General features: G+C 61.9%; 13 protein-coding genes. 1 reads left to right on the forward strand and 12 read right to left on the reverse strand.

All coding sequences use genetic code 11. The features are described from left to right. Positions 1-262: 262 nt before the first annotated feature. Positions 263-979, reverse strand: coding sequence for a 3-keto-disaccharide hydrolase (locus tag V5E97_RS38475; protein ID WP_406696841.1), 717 nt, complete (start codon positions 977-979; stop codon positions 263-265). 396 nt (positions 980-1,375) lie between these two features. Between V5E97_RS38475 and V5E97_RS38480 the strand changes: the two genes are divergently transcribed. Continuing rightward, complete coding sequence (locus V5E97_RS38480; RefSeq protein ID WP_406696842.1) at positions 1,376-2,287, forward strand: DUF1559 family PulG-like putative transporter; 912 nt, start codon at positions 1,376-1,378, stop codon at positions 2,285-2,287. 8 nt (positions 2,288-2,295) lie between these two features. On the opposite strand, the gene V5E97_RS38485 is transcribed toward V5E97_RS38480, so the two are convergent. The 11 genes from V5E97_RS38485 to V5E97_RS38535 all read right to left on the reverse strand — a co-directional run bounded on the left by V5E97_RS38485 (position 2,296) and on the right by V5E97_RS38535 (position 20,510). Then, complete coding sequence (locus V5E97_RS38485) at positions 2,296-2,766, reverse strand: molybdopterin-dependent oxidoreductase (protein WP_406696843.1); 471 nt, start codon at positions 2,764-2,766, stop codon at positions 2,296-2,298. A gap of 86 nt (positions 2,767-2,852) precedes the next feature. Beyond that, entirely contained in the window at positions 2,853-4,064 is a 1,212-nt protein-coding gene (locus V5E97_RS38490) for a 2,3-bisphosphoglycerate-independent phosphoglycerate mutase (RefSeq protein ID WP_406696844.1), read from the reverse strand. 159 nt (positions 4,065-4,223) lie between these two features. After that, complete coding sequence (locus V5E97_RS38495; RefSeq protein WP_406696845.1) at positions 4,224-5,663, reverse strand: hypothetical protein; 1,440 nt, start codon at positions 5,661-5,663, stop codon at positions 4,224-4,226. 10 nt (positions 5,664-5,673) lie between these two features. Then, positions 5,674-6,840: a hypothetical protein gene (locus tag V5E97_RS38500; RefSeq protein WP_406696847.1), complete on the reverse strand. Its 1,167-nt coding sequence runs from the start codon at positions 6,838-6,840 to the stop codon at positions 5,674-5,676. 75 nt (positions 6,841-6,915) lie between these two features. After that, positions 6,916-8,427: a class II fumarate hydratase gene (locus V5E97_RS38505; RefSeq protein WP_406701283.1), complete on the reverse strand. Its 1,512-nt coding sequence runs from the start codon at positions 8,425-8,427 to the stop codon at positions 6,916-6,918. A gap of 315 nt (positions 8,428-8,742) precedes the next feature. Then, positions 8,743-13,374: a tetratricopeptide repeat protein gene (locus V5E97_RS38510; protein ID WP_406696848.1), complete on the reverse strand. Its 4,632-nt coding sequence runs from the start codon at positions 13,372-13,374 to the stop codon at positions 8,743-8,745. A gap of 726 nt (positions 13,375-14,100) precedes the next feature. Next, positions 14,101-15,111, reverse strand: coding sequence for a thioredoxin family protein (locus V5E97_RS38515; protein ID WP_406696849.1), 1,011 nt, complete (start codon positions 15,109-15,111; stop codon positions 14,101-14,103). Positions 15,112-15,594: 483 nt separating this feature from the next. Next, positions 15,595-16,110: a hypothetical protein gene (locus V5E97_RS38520; protein WP_406696850.1), complete on the reverse strand. Its 516-nt coding sequence runs from the start codon at positions 16,108-16,110 to the stop codon at positions 15,595-15,597. 267 nt (positions 16,111-16,377) lie between these two features. After that, complete coding sequence (floA, locus tag V5E97_RS38525; RefSeq protein WP_015244973.1) at positions 16,378-17,409, reverse strand: flotillin-like protein FloA; 1,032 nt, start codon at positions 17,407-17,409, stop codon at positions 16,378-16,380. 165 nt (positions 17,410-17,574) lie between these two features. Next, the gene (locus tag V5E97_RS38530; protein ID WP_406696851.1) at positions 17,575-18,135 is read right to left on the reverse strand and encodes an NfeD family protein; all 561 of its coding nucleotides are present in this window, start codon (positions 18,133-18,135) and stop codon (positions 17,575-17,577) included. 167 nt (positions 18,136-18,302) lie between these two features. Then, complete coding sequence (locus tag V5E97_RS38535; RefSeq protein WP_406696853.1) at positions 18,303-20,510, reverse strand: NfeD family protein; 2,208 nt, start codon at positions 20,508-20,510, stop codon at positions 18,303-18,305. Positions 20,511-20,654 lie beyond the last annotated feature (144 nt).

Raw genomic sequence — 20,654 nt, forward strand, 5'->3', positions numbered from 1 at the left:
GCCCACCATCTTAATCTCCCATTTAGCAAGGAGATAGGGATGGTGGTCCGTGCCCACCCGACGGGAAAAATCGGATTCTCGTCCAACGAGGCAAGCACGCAGGGTTGACGGACTCGGGCGGAGAACCCGGTAAGGTGGCGATCGTGTCGAATTTGCGATCCCGTCAGGCTTGGAAACCTTGGCGAGCCTTCCCACCACCGCTATCCACAATCGCACTGAATCAACAATTCACGCCATGCTAATCTGAATAGCAATCCCTAGATCACTTTACGGTGATCAGGCGGTCTTCCTTGGGAAACGTTTCGACGATCAGATCCTTGAAGTGAACTTCTTGGGGAACCTTGTTCGCATGAAGTTGGAGGCCAATCGGGGACTCCTTAATTCGGTCGGGTTCCGGATCGCGCCAATCGAGAACCTCCGAGCCGTTCACACCGACCCGGATGCGATTGCCTTGCGCGAGGATCTCCAGCGCATTCCAATCATGCTGCTTGCCCGCTTTCTTGGCGGGGGCGGTGTCGACCTTCAGCCCATTGCGGCCGAAAAGGTCGTGCAATCCCCAGCCGGAGGGGAACATGACCAGGTGACCGGCGTACGTATATTTATCTCCATGCTCGGGAGCGTTGCGGCCCCAGAACGCGATGCCGCTGTGCATCTCGGACTTGACGAGTTTGACGGTCGCAGTCAGCCGAAAGTCCGTGAACGTTCGGTCGGTGAACAAATAGGTGCTCACTTTGACCGGCTCATCGTTCTTGCCGACGATCGCTCCGCCCTCGACCGACCAGTATTTCGCGTGGCCTTGCCAGCCTGCGAGGTGCTTACCGTCGAAGAGCACAATGCGTTCGGAATGGCCTGGCCGGGGGGGAACAATGGGAGCCGACTTCTCGTCTGCTCGTAACTCCGGGAGCGTGCTCACTCCAAGTCCCAGGAACGCTGCAAACGTAACAACACGTACGCTTATCAAAACAGTCGAGCGTCTCATACCGTTGTCCTCGAGCGAGTCGATCGGTTCTCGAACCTGCCACGAAAGGTCGATCAAGCGCGGTTCTCGAGAGCATGGAACTCATGCCTTCCCGAGAAATCAAGAATGCGGGCGGATCGCCCACGGTCCCGGAGAACGCAACCGTTGCGGAATCCGTTCTCTAATGGGATGCACGACGCACAGAGGTTTGCCAGCGTGCCAGGACACCGTGTCGATTGCAAAGGAAAAGGGGGGACGGCTTCGCGGCTCTACCGCTTTCGAAAGTCGTTCCCAAGGGGTACGAAGTGCGCGAAAGCCATGGACGTCACGGCGGATGGACGCGAAGATGAAGTCCGCGAGGGGAGAGCGATGTTCGCTCATGCGCGAGGTGACTGAGCAGTGAGGGGTGAGTGCGCCATGTCGAAACACAAGGGTCGCGACGGAATCAGCCTCGTCGAGGTGATCATCGTCCTCGTTGTCCTCTCCTGCTTCGTCCTCATCATGGCGATGCGAATGCCTCGCCAGCGCGAAGTTGCCAGGCGAGTGTCCTGCCAGAAGAACCTCATGCAAATCGGCGTGGCACTCGCCATCTACGATCGGTCGATCGGACATCTGCCGTTCGTGCCCGAGTTAGGAACCGACGCGAGTCAACACACCAGTCCACTCAGGGCGTTGCTAAGTGAACTCTCCGTCCCCGACTTGCGGGACGTCACTGATCCGGAACACCCCCCCGTGAGAGAAGCCGGATTCGTCGCGCGTGAGCAACAAGTGCCCGGATTCATCTGTCCGAGTGACCCGAACGCAACGGCGGGAACCTTTCCCGCGACCATCAGCTATCGGGCCAACGCCGGGGATACCACCGACGGGCAGAACGGAGCCTTCTCACCGGGCCACAAGATGAGCCTGGCTGAAGTCGAGGGCGGGAACGGCCTCGAATTCACGGCCGCCTTCTCGGAACGACTGGTGGGGACCAATCCCCCCTCGCGCTCGTTAGCGAACTATGCGGAGGTCTCCGACCCGATCACAGCGAAAGGTTGTCCGCCGCTGGAAACCGCGACATGGAAAGGCGACGCGGGGGCGTCATGGTACACCAGCGGTTGGCGCTCGACTCTCTACCAACACGCCATCACACCCAACGCAGCTCCCTCCTGCATCGCCAAGAACGAGCGCTCCGCCGAGATGGGCGCATCGAGCGGGCACCTGGGCACGGTCAACGTCTTGATCCTCGACGGCGCGGTGAGGACGTATAGCGCGACCGTCGATCCCCAGATCTGGCGCAAGCTCGCCACGCCGCATCCCGCTGGGTCGGAGAAATCCAGCACTCCCTGACCAGCCACCTACTTCTCCTCGTTGATTTTTACCAGCGAGAGCGAAGAGACCATGCGGACCCAGCGAACATGCATCGGGTCTCCGGCAACGATCAAGCGAACCGGACCTTGCTGATCACCCAATGGTTGACCGTCCCGGTTGAGCGCGAGCAGGTAGCGTTCCCCCTTCGGATCCATCGCCGCGGCGGCCGCCGAGACTGCGACACGATAGCCGTCAGCGGCAGATACGAGGATCACCTGATCGGAGAGCGACCGCAAAGCCGCCATCGCCGGCTTGCCTTCCAGTCGACCCTTCAGAACGATCGCGAGGGGAACGCCGGTGTAGGTCACCGGCTGACCCGACTCGGTCACCCGGATCTCGACCTGCGTCATGGCCTTCCAGGCCGGTGGGTCGAATGGCAACGACTCAACCGTGGCCACGGCGGAACCGGGCGCAGGTGCCAGGCCAAAACAAAGCGAGAGCACGAGCAAACTCGTCATCGTCCGCTCCTCGGGAAGCCGCCTGATTCAATGGGAGGAGGCGACCCGGGCGTGAACCAGGCCGGTCACCCCTCCCACACGATCATTTACGCACCAAACTTCTGGAGCCGACCCGCGTGGGCCAAGGCCAATGGCATCAGGTCCTTGGCCAGGAACTGGCCGAGCCCCCCCTGGAGACAAGGCCGCTCGCCAAACGTCGTGACGAGGTCGGGACGACTCGTCGCGGGCGCCCAGATCAACGTGGGGACGGGGTGGAAGCTATGCGCCCGCATCCGGCTGGGTGTCGAATGGTCGCCCGTCACGATCAGGACGTCGGGAGCGAGTGCGCGGATCTTCCGCACTTCGGCGTCGAACGCCTCGATCATCGCCACTTTGCGAGCGAAGTCGCCATCCTCACCGGTGCTATCCGTGTATTTGTAGTGGATGAAGAAAAAGTCATACGCATCCCAGTTGGCCTTCGCCACCTCAATCTGGTCGGCGAGCGTCTTGCCCGGCTCCACGACTGTCATGCCGACCAGCCGGGCCAGGCCGCGGTACATCGGGTACACGGCAATCGCCACCGGCTTGATACCATAGACCTCTTCCATGGTGTCGATCTTGGGGAACTTGGCGAACCCGCGAAGCATCAGGAAGTTGGCTGGCTGTTCCTCCTTGAGGATCGCCTTGGCCTGACGAAGGAACTCCGCGGCGATCTTCGCGGTCTTCTCCGAGGCGGCATCCGCTCCCTTGGGCTCAAGGGTGTGGAGGCCGGTCGAGAGCGGGTCGGTATCGCAAACCTGATCCCCCAGCCCTTCGCCCCGGAAGCGGACGACGAGGCGGTACTCGCGCACCGGTTCGACGAGCACCTCGACCCCATCGATCTTGATCCCTGCCTGGAGCTTGGCGACGAGCGCCTCACAGGTCTCGGTCGGGATCCGGCCGGCACGACGGTCGGTCACGCGTCCGTCGGCGTCGATCGTGCAAAAGTTACCGCGGATCGCCACATCCTTCGGACCGACCTCGACCCCGATCCCGAGCGCCTCGAGGACGCCACGGCCGATGTCGTGAACGAGCGGGTCGTAGCCGAAGAGTCCCAGGTGTCCCGGGCCTGACCCCGGCGTGATCCCAGGGGCGACCGGTGTGCTCAGTCCCACGGTCCCCTCGGCCGCGAACGCGTCGAGGTTGGGTGTCACCGCGGTCTCGAGCTCGGTCTTTCCGCCCGGCTCGATCGGCAGTCCGCCGAGGCCGTCGGCGACGAGGAGAACAATCTTGGTCTTATTCGGCTCGCGAAGCTGGCGAATCAGGTCTTGCATCGACATCGATCGATTCTCTTGAAAAAGTCTGGCGGGCTGCAATCACGCCCAAATGAGGGCGTGTGTTCCCTTCAATGGGTGGAACGAATCCAAAAAGAAAAAAGTCGGGGGGACGGTCGCCGGCTTCCTCAGAGTGCCACCAGACAACCGGGCACCCCGTCGCGGTTACTTGCTCTCGTCCTTGGACGGAGTCTCATGAGTCATCTCGGTCTTGGAGGCCCGGAACGCGGCATCGACGAGTGTCCCGGTCGTCTCCGGCGAAAAACCTTCGACGACGACGACATCGTGTCCGCGGCGTTCGATGTGTGGGACGGCGTCCTTGGCGAGTTTCTGGACGGCGTCGGCCGCCCCATCAGCCTCGGCGGAAACCTTGGTCTTCTGGAAGTCGGTGTATCCGCGCTCGAACTCGCGCGCGTCCTCCCCGGAGTCCCAGGTGGAGAACCAGACCAGACCGAGCCGGTCATTCGGGCCCTCGAAGACGGCAAATCGATCGCCGTCCCAGCCGGCCGCGGCCTTCTTGCCGCCATGGCGGCGAAGCAGAATCCCGAGTTGCATCTCGCCGACGACGTTGCGACCGAGTTCCTTCCAGCCTTCGCCCGCCTCGAGCTTTCCGAGGTCGATGGCGGTGGGCGGATCGGGTTTCTCTTTGTACTTCTCGGGGTGGAGAATTTGCTCGGTGGAGAGCGGCGGCCGACGATAGGCCTCGCTCAGCGCCGACCAGCCCCCTTCGTTCGTCAGATGAGCGCAAAAGACCAGACCGCGAAGGTATGGGAAAATCATGGTTTCGGAAAGAACCACCGGAGCTTCACGGAGGCTGGCCCCGCCGGCCATTGGCATGAATGGCATCATCAGGCTGAAGACGCGGTCGAGTCCGGCCGCCGGCATCTTCGGTGCCTCCACGCCGGTCCAGTCCTCCATCTGCGCTCCGAACATCGTCAAGGTCGCCTCGCCCTCGATCAGCGCGGAGAGGGCCAGGTCCCGATCGTCGTCCCCTTTGATCGCCGACTGCATCTTGTCGAGGTTGAAGTTTTGATCGGCCAGGGCATGGGTCAACTCGTGGGCGATCACCGTCTTGTTCTCGTCCTTGTCGAACCCGGCTTTCTTGCCCAGGAGCCGCTCCAGAAAGGTGGGTGCCTTCTCAGTCTTGGCCGCGGGTTCCTTGATCAGATGCATGGTCTTGGTCTTCGTATCGTAGAAGGCGGCAATCTCCTCCGAGTAGACCTTGACCATCGTCTCCTTCAGGTTGAAGTTGCGCGGCAAAAGCCCCAGCACCTTCATGCCGAGTTCATTGGCCCGGAACTCGGCCGGAGTCATCTCGGCGTCGATCTCTTTGATGAGCATTGCGCTCATGTCTTCACGATTTGTGACATCCCGATTCACTTCATGTTTAAAGGGGAGCTTCCGCATCCCGGGCAGGAGTTGCTCAAACGCCCGCTTGTAGAGAACCACGGCCTCGGTCGTGTTTCCCTTATCCGCCTGCGCGTCTCCCTCGGCGAGAAGCTTTCGCCCAGTCGAGACGTCGGCGTCGAGATCAGCGAAAACCAGGCTCGGGATGAGGAAAATGCCTAGCACAAAAGTCGAGTAGAGCCGACCAGTTTTCGACATAGACTTTCCTTTAGTGTGGTCTCTGCCCGTTGGTGGAACTCGGAACTGAAGCGGAGCCGGCGACCGAACGTCCCGCGGCGGTCGCAGGGGGGATCGCGACGAGGATACGCGCCGCTCGAACGCGGACATCGTCGCCGTCCCGCGGTCCTCCCGGAGTGCCCAGCAATCGATCGACGCCATTGGCAACGTAGTCGAAAATCATGGTCTCGGGATAGCCCCAGGCCCGCATGATCTCGACCTTAACCTTCAGCGGCGATCGCGCATAAGTCGTCGACAAGATCTTGCCGATATGTATTCGAATCTCCGGCACTGTCGTCCGGCCATACTCGTTGCAGAGCGATTCGATGTCTTGGCCCACGTTCGTGCGTCGAGATTTCAAGAGATCTTTGAGTGCTTTATGAAAGGGGAGGCGGTTGGCCTCGGCTTTCTTGACCATCCGGCTGACCTCGAGAAAGCGCATCTGAGGCTTCAGTTCTTCGATTTTGCGAATCTCGGCCGCCTTGCGTTCCGCTTCGTCACGAATCTCATTGAGGATCTGCTCTTTCGTGACGTCGGGGACGGGGTCGGGGGCGGCGGCCTCGGGAGGGCGCGGCGGATCGGCAACGACTGCGGGCTCCGGAGCAAGCTTCGCGATGGCAACCGGCTTCCGAATGGACTCGGGCTCATTGACGTGCAACGGTTTCACCTTCTCCGCGGCCGGAGCCTCGGGCTTGGTTTCGACCGCTGGGGACGGCTCGGGCCCGACATGACGATCGGCCGGTGCGGGCGGACTGACCGAACTTGCGGCCAACGAGGGCATCAGCTCATCCAGATCCGGAAGTTCCGGAAGGGCTGATGCCGTCGCAAGGGACCGTGGGGCAGGGGGAGGGGAGGGCGATTCGTTCGAGGCCGCGGCCGGTTCAGAACTCACCGGCTCGGCCGACGTGGGCCGGTCCGGCTTCGTGTCGACCAGCGCCGTCGGTTTCGGCGGCGCCGGTGGTGGGACGAGAAGCGGCGTCTCACGCCGAGAGACGAGAATCACCAGGACCGCGATCAGGATCAGGAGTGGCGGGACCAGGAGCGACGGAAATCCCCGATCGCGGTATTCGATGACGACCTTCGGCGGAAGCGGGGGCGCCGGTTGCGCCACTGGCGCGGAATCCTCGCCTTCGATCGAGAAGTCCGGTTCGTCGATCATCGTGGTCCTCGCTTCTACGTAGCCATCCTGAGACGAACGATGCCCAACCCAACATCAACCCCGGCGGGGATTCGATCATCCCCCTCCTGAACCACCCACGCCTGTCCCTCGGATCGTCTGACCGCGCGGATCGAGCATGGCCTCGATCTCCTGGACCGTGGGGTAGTTGCCCTTCTTCTTGAGGGTCTCGGCCGAGGCCGAACCACCGAGCGCCGCCTCGACCTCCTCGGGAGACTTTCCTACGAGGCTCAGCGCGATATCGCGGACGTTGACCTTGTCCTGGTACGCCTTCTTGGCAATGGCCGAGGCGTTGTCGTAGCCGATTCTGGGGGCCAGGGCGGTGCACATCGCCAGGCTCCGTTCGATCTGCTCGCGGCAGCCTTCCACGTCAGCTTCGATCCGAACCACTCCCACGACCTTGCTGCCCGCGAGGAACTGCTCGGCGTCCACGCACTTGTCGGCCAGGTGTTCGGCCGCGTTGGCAAGCAGGTCGATCGATTGGAGCAAGTTATAGGCGAGGACCGGCATCATGACGTTGAGGTCAAAGTTCGAGCCGAGGGCATTAGCCCAGGCGATGGTGGCGTCGTTGCCGACGACCTGCGCCGTGACCATCATCACCGCCTCGGGAATCACCGGATTGACCTTGGCCGGCATGATCGAGCTGCCCGGCTGAAGTTCGGGGATCTGGATTTCGCCGATCCCGCACCGCGGCCCCGAGGCAAGCCAGCGAATATTGTTGGCGATGTTGGAAAGACTGATCGCGACCGTTTTGAGGATCGAGGAAACCTCCACGGCGGCGTCGCGGTTCGCCATCGCCTCGAAGTTGTTTGCCGCCGGGCGGAAGGACAGGCCCGTATCCTGGCTCAGCTTGGCGGCCATCCGCTTCGGGAACTCGGCGTGGGTGTTGATGCCCGTGCCCACCGCGGTCCCACCAATCGCCAGTTCGACGAGCGATTCGCGGCTTCGGCTCAGCCTCAAGATTCCCTGCTGGACCTGCGCGGCGTATCCCGAAAACTCCTGGCCGAGCCGAATCGGGACGGCATCTTGAAGGTGGGTCCGGCCAATCTTGACGACCTCGTCGAAAGCGCGAGCTTTCTCATCGAGCCGTGCGTGAAGGTGAGTCAGCGCGGGATTGAGATGCTTCTCGATCGCCTCCAGGGCGGCGATGTGAATGGCGGTGGGAATGACGTCGTTCGACGACTGTCCCATATTGACCGCGTCGTTGGGGTGAACAGGCGCCTTGCCCCCCCGAACGCCGTTATTGAAGAACTCGTTGGCGACCCCGGCGATCACCTCGTTCGCGTTCATGTTGGTCGAGGTGCCGCTGCCGGTCTGGAAGATGTCGACGACGAACTGATCGTCGTGCAAGCCATCCGCCACGCCTTGAGCGGCCAGGACGATCCGTTCGCCGAGTTCGGAAGGGAGCAAGCGGAGGTCCATATTGACCTGGGCCGCCGCCTTCTTGACCAGGCCCAACGCACGAATGAACGACCGAGAGAACCGGAGCGGACTGATCTGGAAGTTCTTTCGGGCCCGTTCGGTCTGAGCTCCATAGTAAGCCTCGACCGGAACGTCCATCTCTCCCATCGAATCCATTTCCACACGAGTCTTGGCCAAGGCAGTACTCTCCCCTTCTTTGCACTCATCCGATGGGCTGAGACGCCCTCACCCAACGCCAGGCGCCTGACACGGAAATTTATGGTAGCAGATTCACCCGCTCCCCGCATGTCCAGACACCGATCACACCGGCCAACCAACCTGCGCTGAATTATCGAGGGGCCGGGAGCACCGCCGGCCAGGGTTCATCTCGAATGGGAAACGGCCCGTGCCAGGAATATTGATTCCCGGCACGGGCCGCTCTTGGATCAAATCAAACGTCGAGACCTATGAGCCATCGGTCGTTTAATTCGCCTTCATTTGCAACTTCTTCACCACCGATTCGAGGTCGCTCGCCATCGTGGGGCTGAGCCGATCTCGGCCGGCAATTGCCTTCTCGAGGTAGGAGCTCGCCTGAGACGCACGACGCTTGTCAGCGGCGAAGAGTTTGCCCATATGATAGTTCAGGACGGGGTGATCGGGTGACTTGCGAAGCCCCTGGGCGTAGGAATCCTCCGCCTCGCGGGCCCGGCCGGTCGCCTCCTGGATGGCTCCCACGGTGTCGAAGAATTCGCCGGGCAAGGTGCCCGGATCGACTCGTTTCAGGAAACCGTTGGCCAGTTCGAGGGCCTGGGTGCTCCGGCCGAGGTGGGTGTGAAGGATCCAGGCTTTGTTATTGATCGCCTCGACCGAGTTGGCGGACGACTTCAAGACGAGGTCATATTGCTCAACCGCCTTCTCGAAGTAGGGCTTGGCCTCGGCGGCATCCTTGGTCTTCTCGGCGATCGAGAGCAGTAGGTCGCCGTAGTTGAGGTGGACCAAAGGCACGTCGAGCTTCGACGACGCCTTCTTCGCCCAGGGAAGGGCGGCTGTCAACTGGCCCGCCTTATGGTAGCCCACGGCGATGGCGAGCAACATGTTCCCCTTCTCGTCGGAGTCGCCGACCGTGGACGCCACTTTTTCGGCCTCGGCGAGCTCGTCGCTCGTCGCCGCGCGACCATCCTCGCGAGTTTCGCTGAGTCGCTGGATCAAGAGGGCCAGGCCGGCCGCATCCTCGGGATTGGCCTTCACCGCCTCGTTCAACGTCGCAATCGCCTGCTTCCGATCCTTGAGCAAGATCTGGAGTTCGGATTTCTCGTGGTAAGCGTCCGCGAACTTAGGATTCTTGCGGATCGCTTCCGAGAGGTCCTTGATGACTTGCGCACGGTTGGCGGCCACCTGAGAGTCGGGCCCGGGCTGTGCGGCGATCGCACGTGCCAGAAGCATGACTGCGTCAGGCTGGTCGTTGTCGACTTCCAGGACCATCTTGGCCTGGCGAATCGCTTCGGCGTACTCGTTCAACTTCAACTGGGTCTGCCCCAGCATGAGTCGAACATCGAACTGCCTCGGGTTCCGTTCAAGGGCTTCGATGTAGGCCTCGGCCGTCTCACGGGTCCTTCCCTGTGCGGCGTAAATCCTGGCCCGGGTCAAGGGACCGCTCGAGGAGCCCTTGGCGATCTTGTCCATCTCCTGGGTGATCGCGGTGGCTCGGGTGAGGTCGCCACGTCGAGCGGCGAGATCACATTCGGCTTGGAGGAACGTCAGGTCGGTCGGGAACCGCGTGCGGAACTCACGAATCATACCGGAGACCTTTTCGTTGAGCGTCCGCTCGAGGTCCGGCTTATTCTGCTGAGCGGCCTGGATCGCCTGGAGTCCGACAATCCGAACCAAGTTGGCCGCGACCAGGGCATCCTTCGGCTTATCGGCCAGGAGCTCGCGAAGGACCCGTTCCCCACTGGTGAAGTCGTTGTGCCTGCTGTAGATCTCCACGAGCATTCGCCGGAAGTCCGGCTTGGCCGCAGCCACAGACTCGATATACGCAATCGCTTCTTTGTCCCCCTTGGTCGAACGGAGCACTCGGTACTTGGCGTTGACCAGTTCCGTCGAGTCAGGCTGAGAGATCAGCCCCTTCTCAAGGGTCGCCAAAGCACGCTGCGTGGCGTCTTCCTGGGGGGGAGTCAGCGAGTCAATCGCCGCCTGCATGAGAAAGAAAACCGCAGGGGGTTTCTCTTTGGTGGTCGTGGCAATCGCCTTGCTGAGAATCGCGGAGGCCTCGGTGAACTTCTTGGCCCGCGCCAAGATGTAGGCTCGAGAGACCACCGCCGGCGGGTGAGCGGGGTTGACCTGGATCACGTAATCTAGCTGTGCGAGTGCCGCCTCGTCCTCATCATGAACACGATAATAGTTGGCGCCTCGGACGCGCTCGTCGAAGGTCGGCTTGTTCTTCGTATCGTTCAGGAGCGAGGCAATCTCCCGCTTCGCGGTCGCCCACTCTCCCTTAGACGAGTAAGCCGTAACGAGTTGCCAGCGGTCGGCGCGGGTGAGTCCACCGATCCGGTTGGGGTTCTTGCCCCGGAGCGCTTCCAGCCGATTGATGGCACCATCAGGGTCGCCGGACTCGAGTGCGATTGCGGCCAGGGACGACTCGGCAGCGGCCAGGAGCGAGAGTCCGCCATCGACTTCCTTGGTCGGCTTGGCCCGAGCGATTTCTTCGAGCGACTCCCGCGCTTCCTCGGTCGACCCGGTGCTGCTATCGAGCTGAGCCTTCCAGAACTGGACGAGCTTGTTGCCGGGATCTTTCTTGAGAGCGGCATCAAAGTGAGCGACCGCCCCCGTCAGGTCGTTCTCGTCGAGCGAGAGCTGAGCATCGAGCAGGTCGCCAATCGCGGCCTCTTTCCAGCGTGTCCGGATCTTGGCAATGGTCGCCGCGACCGCGGCGTGGTCGTGCTTCCTGAGGTCGAGCAGGGCGAGTTGGACCAGCGGCCCGGAATTGTCGCTGCGATCGGCCACGCTCAACAAGAGCTTACGGGCGTCTTCGGGCTTGTTGAGAGTGTCGGAAAGCAACTGGGCTCGCGTCAGCGTGATCGCGATGTTGTCGGGGTTACGGTCAATGTATTGGGCCAGGACGGCGTCCGCCTCTTCCGGCTTATCCGCTTTCGCCAGCATGGCGGCGTCAAGTCCCACGAGCTCATCGCTGTCGGGATATTTCTTGCGGGCGTCGTCGAGGGCGGCTCTCGCTTCGGTGGTCTTATCCTGCTCTTGAAGGATCAGGACGGCGAGGTGCTCGACGGGGGGGCCTCCGGCATTTTGCGCCCGGAGTGATTCGATCCGCTTGAGGGCCTGTTCCGGGCGTCCGAGCTGGACATCGATCTGGGCCAGTCGAAGCTGGACAGGGGGCGTGGGCGTCTCGCCTTTGGCGAAGGATCTCTCGTATTCGGCAAGTGCGACCTCGAGGTCCTCGGGACTACGCCGAGCCTGGTGGATTTCTCCCTTCAACAGGTGAAGCGTGGCCTCGAGTTCGCGGGGTTGACGCCCCTGGGCGACCTGCGCGAGCAGGCTGTCGACGATCGGCCCGGCCTCTTCGGGATAGCCCGCCTGAACGATCGACCAAGCCGCCCAGATCTGGTACTGGGGTTCGAGAGTGCCCATCCGCATCGCACGCTGGAGATATTGCCGACCGAGACCGGTCTCCATCGAGAGGACCAAGGCCACACCGTACCGTGCCTGGGCCTCGGCGAATTCCGGAAGTTGAGCGGCGGCAATCTTCAGATGATTCAGTGCGCTGGCGCGGAGCTTCACTTGAGCCGGATTAGGCGCGGTGGTGGGCGGTGTCTTTCCTCGGGCCGTCGCACTCACTCCGGAGTTTTCCAGTTCGATAGAGCCTTGGAAAAGATGGCCCAGCCCCTGGTAGATCGTCGAAGAACTCTCGACGAGCTTGGCGATATGCGGCCCGGCCTTGTCGAATCGCTCTTTGTCTTCAGAATTGCTCAGTGCCACTTCGACGGCGATGGTGTGCAACCCAAGCACGGTCTCGGCATTGTTTGGGCGGGTTACCAGCGGCAACCGGAGGGCCTTTTCGACAATCGCGAGGCACTCCGTCCGCTTCGCCCGGAACCGCAAATGCTCGGCATAGCTCAGGTAGACCTGAAGTTCCGGCCGGTTCACTTCCTCAAGCGCCTTCTGAAAGAGGCTTTCGACGTTTGCGTCGATCGCATCGACCAGTCCGGTCAGCGAGGCCCGTGTTTTCGGTTCGGAGGTGGCGGCGATCTGGAGAAGCGATCTCTGGACCCCTTCCAGAAGAGCGCTGAGACGAGCGATCCGGGGAGGAGCCAGCGGCGAGCCCGCGAGGACAGTCTGGACCTCGGCCTGGAGCGCGTTGACCCTCGCGGCCAATTCGACGGGGTCGGTCGTCGACAAAACATCGAGCTCACGAAGCCGGAGCAGGGCCATCCGATCGAGCGCGTCGGCATCCGCGGGAAGGCTCAGGGTTCGTGTCTGCTTCAAGATCTCTTCGACGGTCGACTTGTCATGGAGGTGTTGGGCGAGTTTCGACTTGATCCAGTTGATCCGGACCGGCGCGGCCTTGGCGGTGATCAGGGCTTCGAGGTGCCGCTTGACGTCAGGAATCTTGGGCGATTTTTCTTCGAGCGTCTCGGCGGCGAGCACGTAGCGTGCGTCACCATTGCTCGGCTCCAGCTCGAGCACCTGGTTCGCCCAGAAAAGGGAGTCGGACCCGACACCGCGTCTGATGGCATCGTCAAGCAGGAGGCGCCTTGGTTCCTTCAGCGTCTTTCCATATCGAGTGGCGGTGATGAGCGACTCGATCCGGCCGTACTGGATCTCCGCCTTCTTCTCGGGCGGCACCTGTTCGGCCCACTCACCGTACATCTTCGCGATCTCTTCATGGATCGCGGCGTTCCGGCCATCCTTCTGGAGGGCACGCTTGTAATGGATCAGCGCCTTCTCGTACTGCTTGGCGGATCGTGCGGCCCTCGCCTGCGGCAAGATATCGCTCGAACCTCGAGGGATTAAGGTGTAGGCAATGGCAACGACGCCAACTACGGCGATGACAAGAAACAGTCCGGAGAGGACCAAAAGGGGTTTCCAGCGGACGGTCATCGGGCTCATCTCCTTCAGCTCATGGTGCCGGACCGCGACGATCGTGGGGACTCCCGAACGCTCGACCATCCGGGTCTGAGGTGCGGACCAAAGGTGCGCGGCGATGGAAAACCAGTCGAAGCAGGGGCTGACAGCCTAACCAGGCACACGCTCAGACCGGATCGGTGGGAATTCCGGACGAAGCACAGCGTACCTGACGCGAGGGAACGGACCCCGTTCCTACACGCTGCCAAGAATCAACACATGCCACGGGAGGGCTGGCGTACAAAAAAAAGGAATGCGAAGACCGAGAGGAAGGGGGGAACGGCAATGCCTTCTGCCCTGATACCTCAGCGAGGTCGCAATCCGTTGCAGTTCGTGCACCACATCCGGGCAGCGTGCCAGGATAGAGACTCCGCTCAGAGACTTCAAGCAAATTCGCCCACTCCCGGCGCGGGTCGCTGATGCTCGAAATCACTGTGTGGCCAGCGCTTGACTCGAAATCAACAGCCGGAACCCGACAGGTCATGAAAAAAAAGACACGTGCCGCTTGCTCACCGGCACGAGGCGGCCAGTGAATCGAGCGGAACGTGTCAAAAAAGGATCAACGCGTACTCGAGAACCGACGGGTCGTTTTCGATCCAGAGATGCCGTTTGAGCGTGCGTCGGACACAACTCACGGCCCGATGAACGTGGCCCGCAACGCGCTGCTCCGGTCTCCCGTAGTCGCTTGCAGGCCGATCGCCATCAGCGGCGGGTTGAAATCTCGGTACGACGAGCCGCCTCACGCGTCTCACGTTCGACGGTCGAAACGCGAAGCTTATCGAAGACCGGAGACCAATGCGGCTGCCCCTTGGCGAGCACGAAGTCGTGCCCCCAGCAGTGCGGACAGAGCCCCCGATCGGCCAGGTCGACGTGACAGTAGCGTTCGGGATTCTTCATGAATTGAGCGCGACTGATCTCGTCAGCACAGAGATAGAGATGGCCTTGGAAGAGAATTCCGAAGCGAGCCTCACCCGGCTTGACGTTTCCACGGTCGACCTGATGAACCGGGCAGCGGCCACTGTTGACCGGGATGAACCGTTCCGGTTGCCTCTGGAACGTCCCTCGGACGATTGGGTTGGCGAAGCGGTAGACGCGGCCCTCGTGCTCCAGGCTCAGGGCATGTTGTCCCTGAACGAGCCGATGCTCCTGGACCAGACTGACCGGGCAAAAACCGGCCAGCGCCAGGCTTTCCTCGGCCCGGGTTGCGGAAGGAGCAGCGGCCTTCGACTCCCGGGCGGGCGCTGACCCCTTCGCGAGCGAGGCTTGCTCGACGCGAGCCCGGGCCGACTCGAGGAAGGAGTGGAATGTCTCTGGGTCCAGATACCCCTCGTGTTTGGCGACAATCTCACCCGCGGGGGAGACAAGGATCGTGGCAGGAAGTCCGGCCACGCCGAGTTGCGTCGCTAATTCTTCATTTGTGTCGGATTGAAGCTTAATGGGAACGAAATGTTCGCGTGACTGCCCGATGACTTTGGGATGGATAAACGATTCGCGATCCATCAGCGTACAAAAATGGCACCAAGAACCCGTAAATTGGATCCAAAGCAATCGATGCTTGGCTTTTGCCTCGGCATTGGCGCGTTGAATGTCGGATCGCCACTCGATCCCGCCGGGGCCGGCCGCTTCGGCCACTCTTCCATCCAGCCACACCGAACCGAATCCAAGGAGGGCGACGAGGCCCATCCCGATCGACCGGGACTTGCGTGGAGTCATAGAGCATCTCCGTCGTTCGGCGTCGTATTTTAAGAAGCTCTGGGAGCCAGAAATGCGTCGTTGAACGCGACACACTCCATCCGTGGAGATGCCACCCGAAATGTGACAAGCGGGCCAAACCATTGGCAGGCAAGGGATCTGCTTGATTCCCGCTTTTACATCGGCCCATATCCGAAAGGACTTGATCGAAACGAGAGCCGCCGGGCGGCGCATCTCGTTGACATCTCGGGAGGTTCCGCTCCGGCCAATTAGAAGGATCACTCGGGATCTAAGGCGGAGCGAATCTGGGCGAAACGACGGCGAGCCGACGAGTCCTGCCGCTCCGACCCATTGTGCCGATTGCGACTCGGGAATCCAGGGGCGCAGCCGAACGGCCGGACCTTTTCAGGATCCGACCGTTCGCGGCCAAGTCAATCGACTGGCAGTGAGGATGTGCGTCGTGGAGGAGGGACGCCGCTCCGTCACGAAGCGGCGCTGCCGGGGTCAGTAGAGTCGCGATCTTTTGCCGCGAAGGGCGAGCGGAGGCTGAAGCAACTCATTGAGAATGATGGCCTCGCGCAACTTCGCCGGAGAGCTCAAGAGAATCGTGATATCATTGCTTGAAAGGGCCGCCAGGACAGCCGACTTGGGGGGTGAGTGCGGCGTCGCGGCGACCTCCTGGCTCACCGGCGTCGACAGCGGCACCACCATCTTCTTGAGCGGTGTGAGATCCATTTCCCGGCTCAGTTGCCCGGACGGTTCTGGACTCATCGATGCGCTCAGAGCGCGCGGGGTCGCCAGATCTTGTGTTCGCTTTGCCGGCGTCACCGGCGCGGACCGAGCACGAAACCCGCGTCGCTGTCCCGCCCCCGAATTCGGCCGCGCACCAAGCGGCGGGGTCGGACGACGGGGATCGGCCTCGATGATGAGGATCTCATCATCGGGCCGCCCTTGGGTTCGGCGCTCCTGGTTCGCGGGGGCCGGCGGCCGCAGCGACACGTCGCGTGAGAACGATTCCATCCGGCGCTCAGGCGGACGGGCCAATGAAGGAGGTCCCCCCGACCCCGGCGGTCTCGGTCCCGGAGGACCAGGAGGTCGCCCCGTCCGCGGAGGCAGAGGTTGGGCCTCCCGGTTGATCAGTGAGGTCAACGCCCAGATGGCCAGGAAGGTCAATGGAACGATGAATTGAAAGAGATTGACACCATTTCCCACCGACTCATCCTCCGATCTCTTGGAGCACTGTCGTTGGCTCGGCCAAAGCAACCGAGGTCAACGGCAGCGAAGCGGTCAGCCGCTGGTTACCTCGCGCCTCGAATTGCCGGTGCCGCCGATGGCCGACCTCATCTCGGTGTCAGCCTGAATGTTGCGTAGATGGTAATAATCGGTGACCCCGAGATTGCCCTGGCGGAACGCTTCGGCAATCGCGAGCGGCACTTCGGCCTCGGCCAGCACGACCTTGGCACGGTTAGACTGAACCTGCGCGATCATCTCCTGTTCGGAGGCCACCGCGAATGCACGGCGTTCTTCGGCCTTGGCGCGGGCCACGCGGGTGTCGGCTTCAGCCTGGAGCGCCTGGAGATTGGCGCCGATGTTGTCGCCCACGTCGATGTCGGCGATGTCGATCGAGAGGATCTCGTAGGCCGTCCCGGCGTCGAGTCCCTTCTCGAGCACGCGTTTGGAGATTGAGTCCGGCTTCTCGAGCACCTGGTTGTGGGTATCGGCCGACCCAATGGCGTTGACGATCCCCTCGCCGACGCGTGCGATGATCGTCTCATCGGTGGCACCGCCGACCAGCCGGTCGATGTTCGTCCGGACTGTCACCTTGGCCTTCACCTTGAGTTGAATGCCGTTCTTGGCCACGCCATCGATCGTGAGTCGTCCCTGCGACGGGTCGGGGCAGGGGATGACCTTGGGATTGACGCTGGTCTGGACGGCTTCGAGGACGTTACGTCCGGCCAGGTCGATCGCGGCGGCCCGTTTATAGGACAGTGGGATATCTGCTCGGTTGGCGGCGATCAAGGCGCGAACGACGTTCGGCACATTGCCACCAGCCAGGTAGTGCGCCTCCAGGCTCTGGGTGGTCACCCCGTCCTTCTCGGCAAGACCCGCCTGGTAGGCCATGATCTTCGAGCGAACGATAATGTTTGGGTTGACCTTTCGGAACGACATCCCGACCAGTTCGAGGATCCCGACGTTCGCGCCGGTCATCTTCGCCTGAATCCAGAGGTTGAAATATTTAGCAAAAAAGATACAAGCAACAAGCGAGAACATCGCGATCGCGATGATCCCGAGCACGACGTAAGTCGACCAGGCAGACATCGGTGCTGGTCCTTGCGCCAACAGGGTGAAGCTCATTCGGAGTCCTCTCGTATAAACGGCCGTTCTCAGGCCGTCGTTGAGCGTCGAAGCCAGGGTGGCGGAAAGCGATTCGTCGCTGATTCACGGAAATTTGTTGCCACGACAGGCCACGTCGCACGAATCACATCAAAACAGGTCAGCCGGGTTCGTTTCAGGTTCAGGCGCTGGTGCTGGCTTGACCAGGACCTCTTCCAGGGTTGGGTCGTGAGCAGTCCGCACAATCAACTGGCCGCCTCGCACCCGGACGGCCTGGATCAGGGAACCGGGGGGAATCAGCCCCTCCTCGGCAAGGCCATCGAGCCGGCGACCGTCGAAGTCGACCATGCCCGAGGGTCGCAAGGGGGTCAAGGCCCGGCCCAGCTGACCGACCAGGTGATCCAACCTTTGGCTCGAGTGCGACGCCTCAATATCTTCGGGATCGGGAGGCTTCAGGAGGACGCGTTTGCCCAGGGGAGTCCGTGGCCAGAGGTAGACTCCCAGCGCGACCACCAGGGGCATCAGGAGAAAATCAGCCAGCAAGAAGATCAGCCCCAGTTCAGTCGACTGTTCAAACGCCCTCCAGAGACTCAAGGCGATGCAGCAGAGGGCCAGCAGCCCGATTAACCCACCCGAGGGAATGAACACTTCGGCGATCAACAGGATCAAACCAAACGCAAGGAGAAGAAGCGGCCAGGCCAGCGTGCTCATGACTCCCACACTTTTGTTGGGGGGATGGGGAGACATTCCATCAAGTTGGACGAGCCATCGTTACTCGTGGAGGCGGCACCCCTTCCGTAGTTTAAATCACTCGGAGGGACGAAAGCTAATTCTCTTCCGGAACATTGCCGATTTGCCGGCCGATCGTCCGTCCGGATTCACGAGCCGATGCGTTTGACCGTCACCCGAGATCCGTGAACGTCGATCACCTCGACAAGGCTGTCGGGTTCGATGAAATAGCCGTCGGCGGTCACGTCGAGGAGCATTTCGCCGAACCGGGCCTTCCCGGACGGGCGGAGCATGGTCGTCGTCCGGCCGGTCTCGCCGATCAGGAACCCCAGCGATTCATACCCTTCGAGCGATGGCTTGACGATCGCGTCATCCATGCCGCTCCCGGTCCAGGGCTCAGGCTTGAGGACCAGCCGATTGAACAGGGGGAGGGACGGAAAATAGCGAGCGATGACCACGGCGCCGGCACCGACTGCAACCATCGCCACGGTGATCTGGATCAGCGTATAAGCCAGCTCGCGATACTCGTATTCTTGCGTCGGCCACACAAACGTGTGGCTGGCCATCACGATACTGGTCAGGATCAGCAGGACCCCGCTCATCCCGAACACGCCGAAGCCGGGGAAGACGAACAGTTCGAGAGCCAGGCAGACGAGCCCGACGAGGAACAGGATGATCTCAAGCTGGTCGGCGGTTCCGCTGAGGTAGTGGCTCCAGAAAAAGAGCAGGAAGGCCAAGGCCGACGTAATGGCCGGCAGGCCGATTCCAGGGAGCTTTAGCTCCAGCACCAGCATGAAAAGGCCGACGAACAGCAGGATCCAGCTCACGATCGGGTCGGTCAGGACCGTCACCAGCGTATCGACCCATGTCGGGCCGTCGACCCGGATCTGCTTTCCCCGGAGCCCATAGAGTGCCAGGAAGTCGTCCTTCTCGTTGACCATCTGCCCGAGACCATACGAGACCGCGTCTTCGGCCGTCACCGTCAGGACCTCGCCACTACTCTTGCGTACCCGCGGGTTCAGATAGCGGCCCGGTTCGGCCTGAATGTCCGACTGAAGCACCTGGCTCACGGCCCCCGTCTTGTTATCGGTCGCCTCAATCACCTCCACGTCGGGATCGACCATGGCGCGAGCGATGGCAGCGGGATGGCCCTTCTGCTCGGCCAGGTTGGCGGCCCGATTGGCGATCGCCTGGATTTGGCCCTCGTTCAAGGGGACGACTTGCCCCCGACCGACGACGAGTTGGCGGACGTCGCCCATCTCAGACCCTTTGCGGAAGACGATCTCGTTGCAGGCGAGGGCCGCCAAGATTGACACCCCGATGGCGCGGTCATTGATGAACGCAACGGTCTTCATATCCTTGATCCCGGCGATCATGTCAGCGATGCCATCGGCAGGCATATCAATGCCCCCCTCGCTGTTGATCTCGAAGAAGACCAGGTTCACTTTCTCTTGACGCGCCTGTTCAATCCGCCGCGTGAGATACGACCGCTGCACCGTGTCGAGTGGCCCATCGATCTTGATCCAGACCGGTCGAAGCACTTGCCCAAGCGTCGGGTCATCGGCCGTGGAGCGGCCCGAGATCCGATAGATCTTCACCAACTCGGCCGGGTAGTCGGTCGTCAGCTTGGAGAACCCTTCTTCGCGGGCGCGTTTGGCGGTAATGACGCCGCGCTGACCCCCCTCCCAGGCGGGCACGTCTTCGAGGATCTGGTGGGTTTTCTTGAACTCCGCCAGATTGTCGGCGAGCACGTAATGGATCTGCTTATCCGTGGTCCGGATCACGCGGAGATCGGCTGTCCGATCGACCAGGCCGAGCAGGAGGTCGCGATCGCGGACCTTGGTGTCGGCCAGGGTTCGGATGATATCCTGGATTTCCCGGCGCGGGGTTTCGTCCTCCGGGGTGATCGGCCCGATGGTCGCCTGCGACCCCATCACGAGCTCATCGCAGGCCAGAGCGGCGAGGACAGCGTAACCCTTGAGAGGTTCGGGAACGTAGGCTACGGTCGTCTTGGCCCCCCCCAGATTCCTCATCAGGTAGAACGCGAGATCGTACGACATCCCGAACGTGCTATGTCCCGGAGCGGTTTCCCCGGGCCGAAACTCGAAAACGAGAATCGGGAGCTTGCCGTGAGCGGCCCCCGCGCTGCGATCGACGAATTGTCGGGTCGCCGCGCGGACCTGCTCGAGCGTCTTGTCGGTGATCGGTTCTGTGATCGTGAAAAACTGGCCGGGATAGGTATCGTTGGGTACGGCGGCGGGAGGTTGGGCCTGAACGAGGCCGCCGAGAATCGAGGTCAGAACCGTCAAGAAGCACGCCCAGGAGAGCAGACGACCTGAACCACGCGGGCAAATCATTGAGTCGGACTCCCTCCGAGAATCAGCCGGGGCATCCACCTCGCGACCGAACTCCCCCAAACGCGGGGGCGATAAGGGTTCCGGCTCAGCAACCGACCCCTCCCGCCCGGTCCTGGCGGTGCAGAGGAAGCACGAGGACGGCCC

Source organism: Singulisphaera photorubra, assembly GCF_045290345.1.
Lineage (GTDB): Bacteria > Planctomycetota > Planctomycetia > Isosphaerales > Isosphaeraceae > Singulisphaera.

Bases quoted from the DNA above. Each gene is read 5' to 3' on its own strand.
- V5E97_RS38510 (WP_406696848.1), bottom strand. From the start codon at position 13,374: ATGACCGTCCGCTGGAAACCCCTTTTGGTCCTCTCCGGACTGTTTCTT.
- V5E97_RS38530 (WP_406696851.1), bottom strand. From the start codon at position 18,135: ATGAGCACGCTGGCCTGGCCGCTTCTTCTCCTTGCGTTTGGTTTGATC.
- V5E97_RS38515 (WP_406696849.1), bottom strand. From the start codon at position 15,111: ATGACTCCACGCAAGTCCCGGTCGATCGGGATGGGCCTCGTCGCCCTC.
- V5E97_RS38505 (WP_406701283.1), bottom strand. From the start codon at position 8,427: ATGGGAGAGATGGACGTTCCGGTCGAGGCTTACTATGGAGCTCAGACC.
- V5E97_RS38520 (WP_406696850.1), bottom strand. From the start codon at position 16,110: ATGGAATCGTTCTCACGCGACGTGTCGCTGCGGCCGCCGGCCCCCGCG.
- V5E97_RS38475 (WP_406696841.1), bottom strand. From the start codon at position 979: ATGAGACGCTCGACTGTTTTGATAAGCGTACGTGTTGTTACGTTTGCA.
- V5E97_RS38485 (WP_406696843.1), bottom strand. From the start codon at position 2,766: ATGACGAGTTTGCTCGTGCTCTCGCTTTGTTTTGGCCTGGCACCTGCG.
- V5E97_RS38495 (WP_406696845.1), bottom strand. From the start codon at position 5,663: ATGTCGAAAACTGGTCGGCTCTACTCGACTTTTGTGCTAGGCATTTTC.
- V5E97_RS38480 (WP_406696842.1), top strand. From the start codon at position 1,376: ATGTCGAAACACAAGGGTCGCGACGGAATCAGCCTCGTCGAGGTGATC.
- V5E97_RS38500 (WP_406696847.1), bottom strand. From the start codon at position 6,840: ATGATCGACGAACCGGACTTCTCGATCGAAGGCGAGGATTCCGCGCCA.
- V5E97_RS38535 (WP_406696853.1), bottom strand. From the start codon at position 20,510: ATGATTTGCCCGCGTGGTTCAGGTCGTCTGCTCTCCTGGGCGTGCTTC.
- V5E97_RS38490 (WP_406696844.1), bottom strand. From the start codon at position 4,064: ATGTCGATGCAAGACCTGATTCGCCAGCTTCGCGAGCCGAATAAGACC.
- floA (WP_015244973.1), bottom strand. From the start codon at position 17,409: ATGTCTGCCTGGTCGACTTACGTCGTGCTCGGGATCATCGCGATCGCG.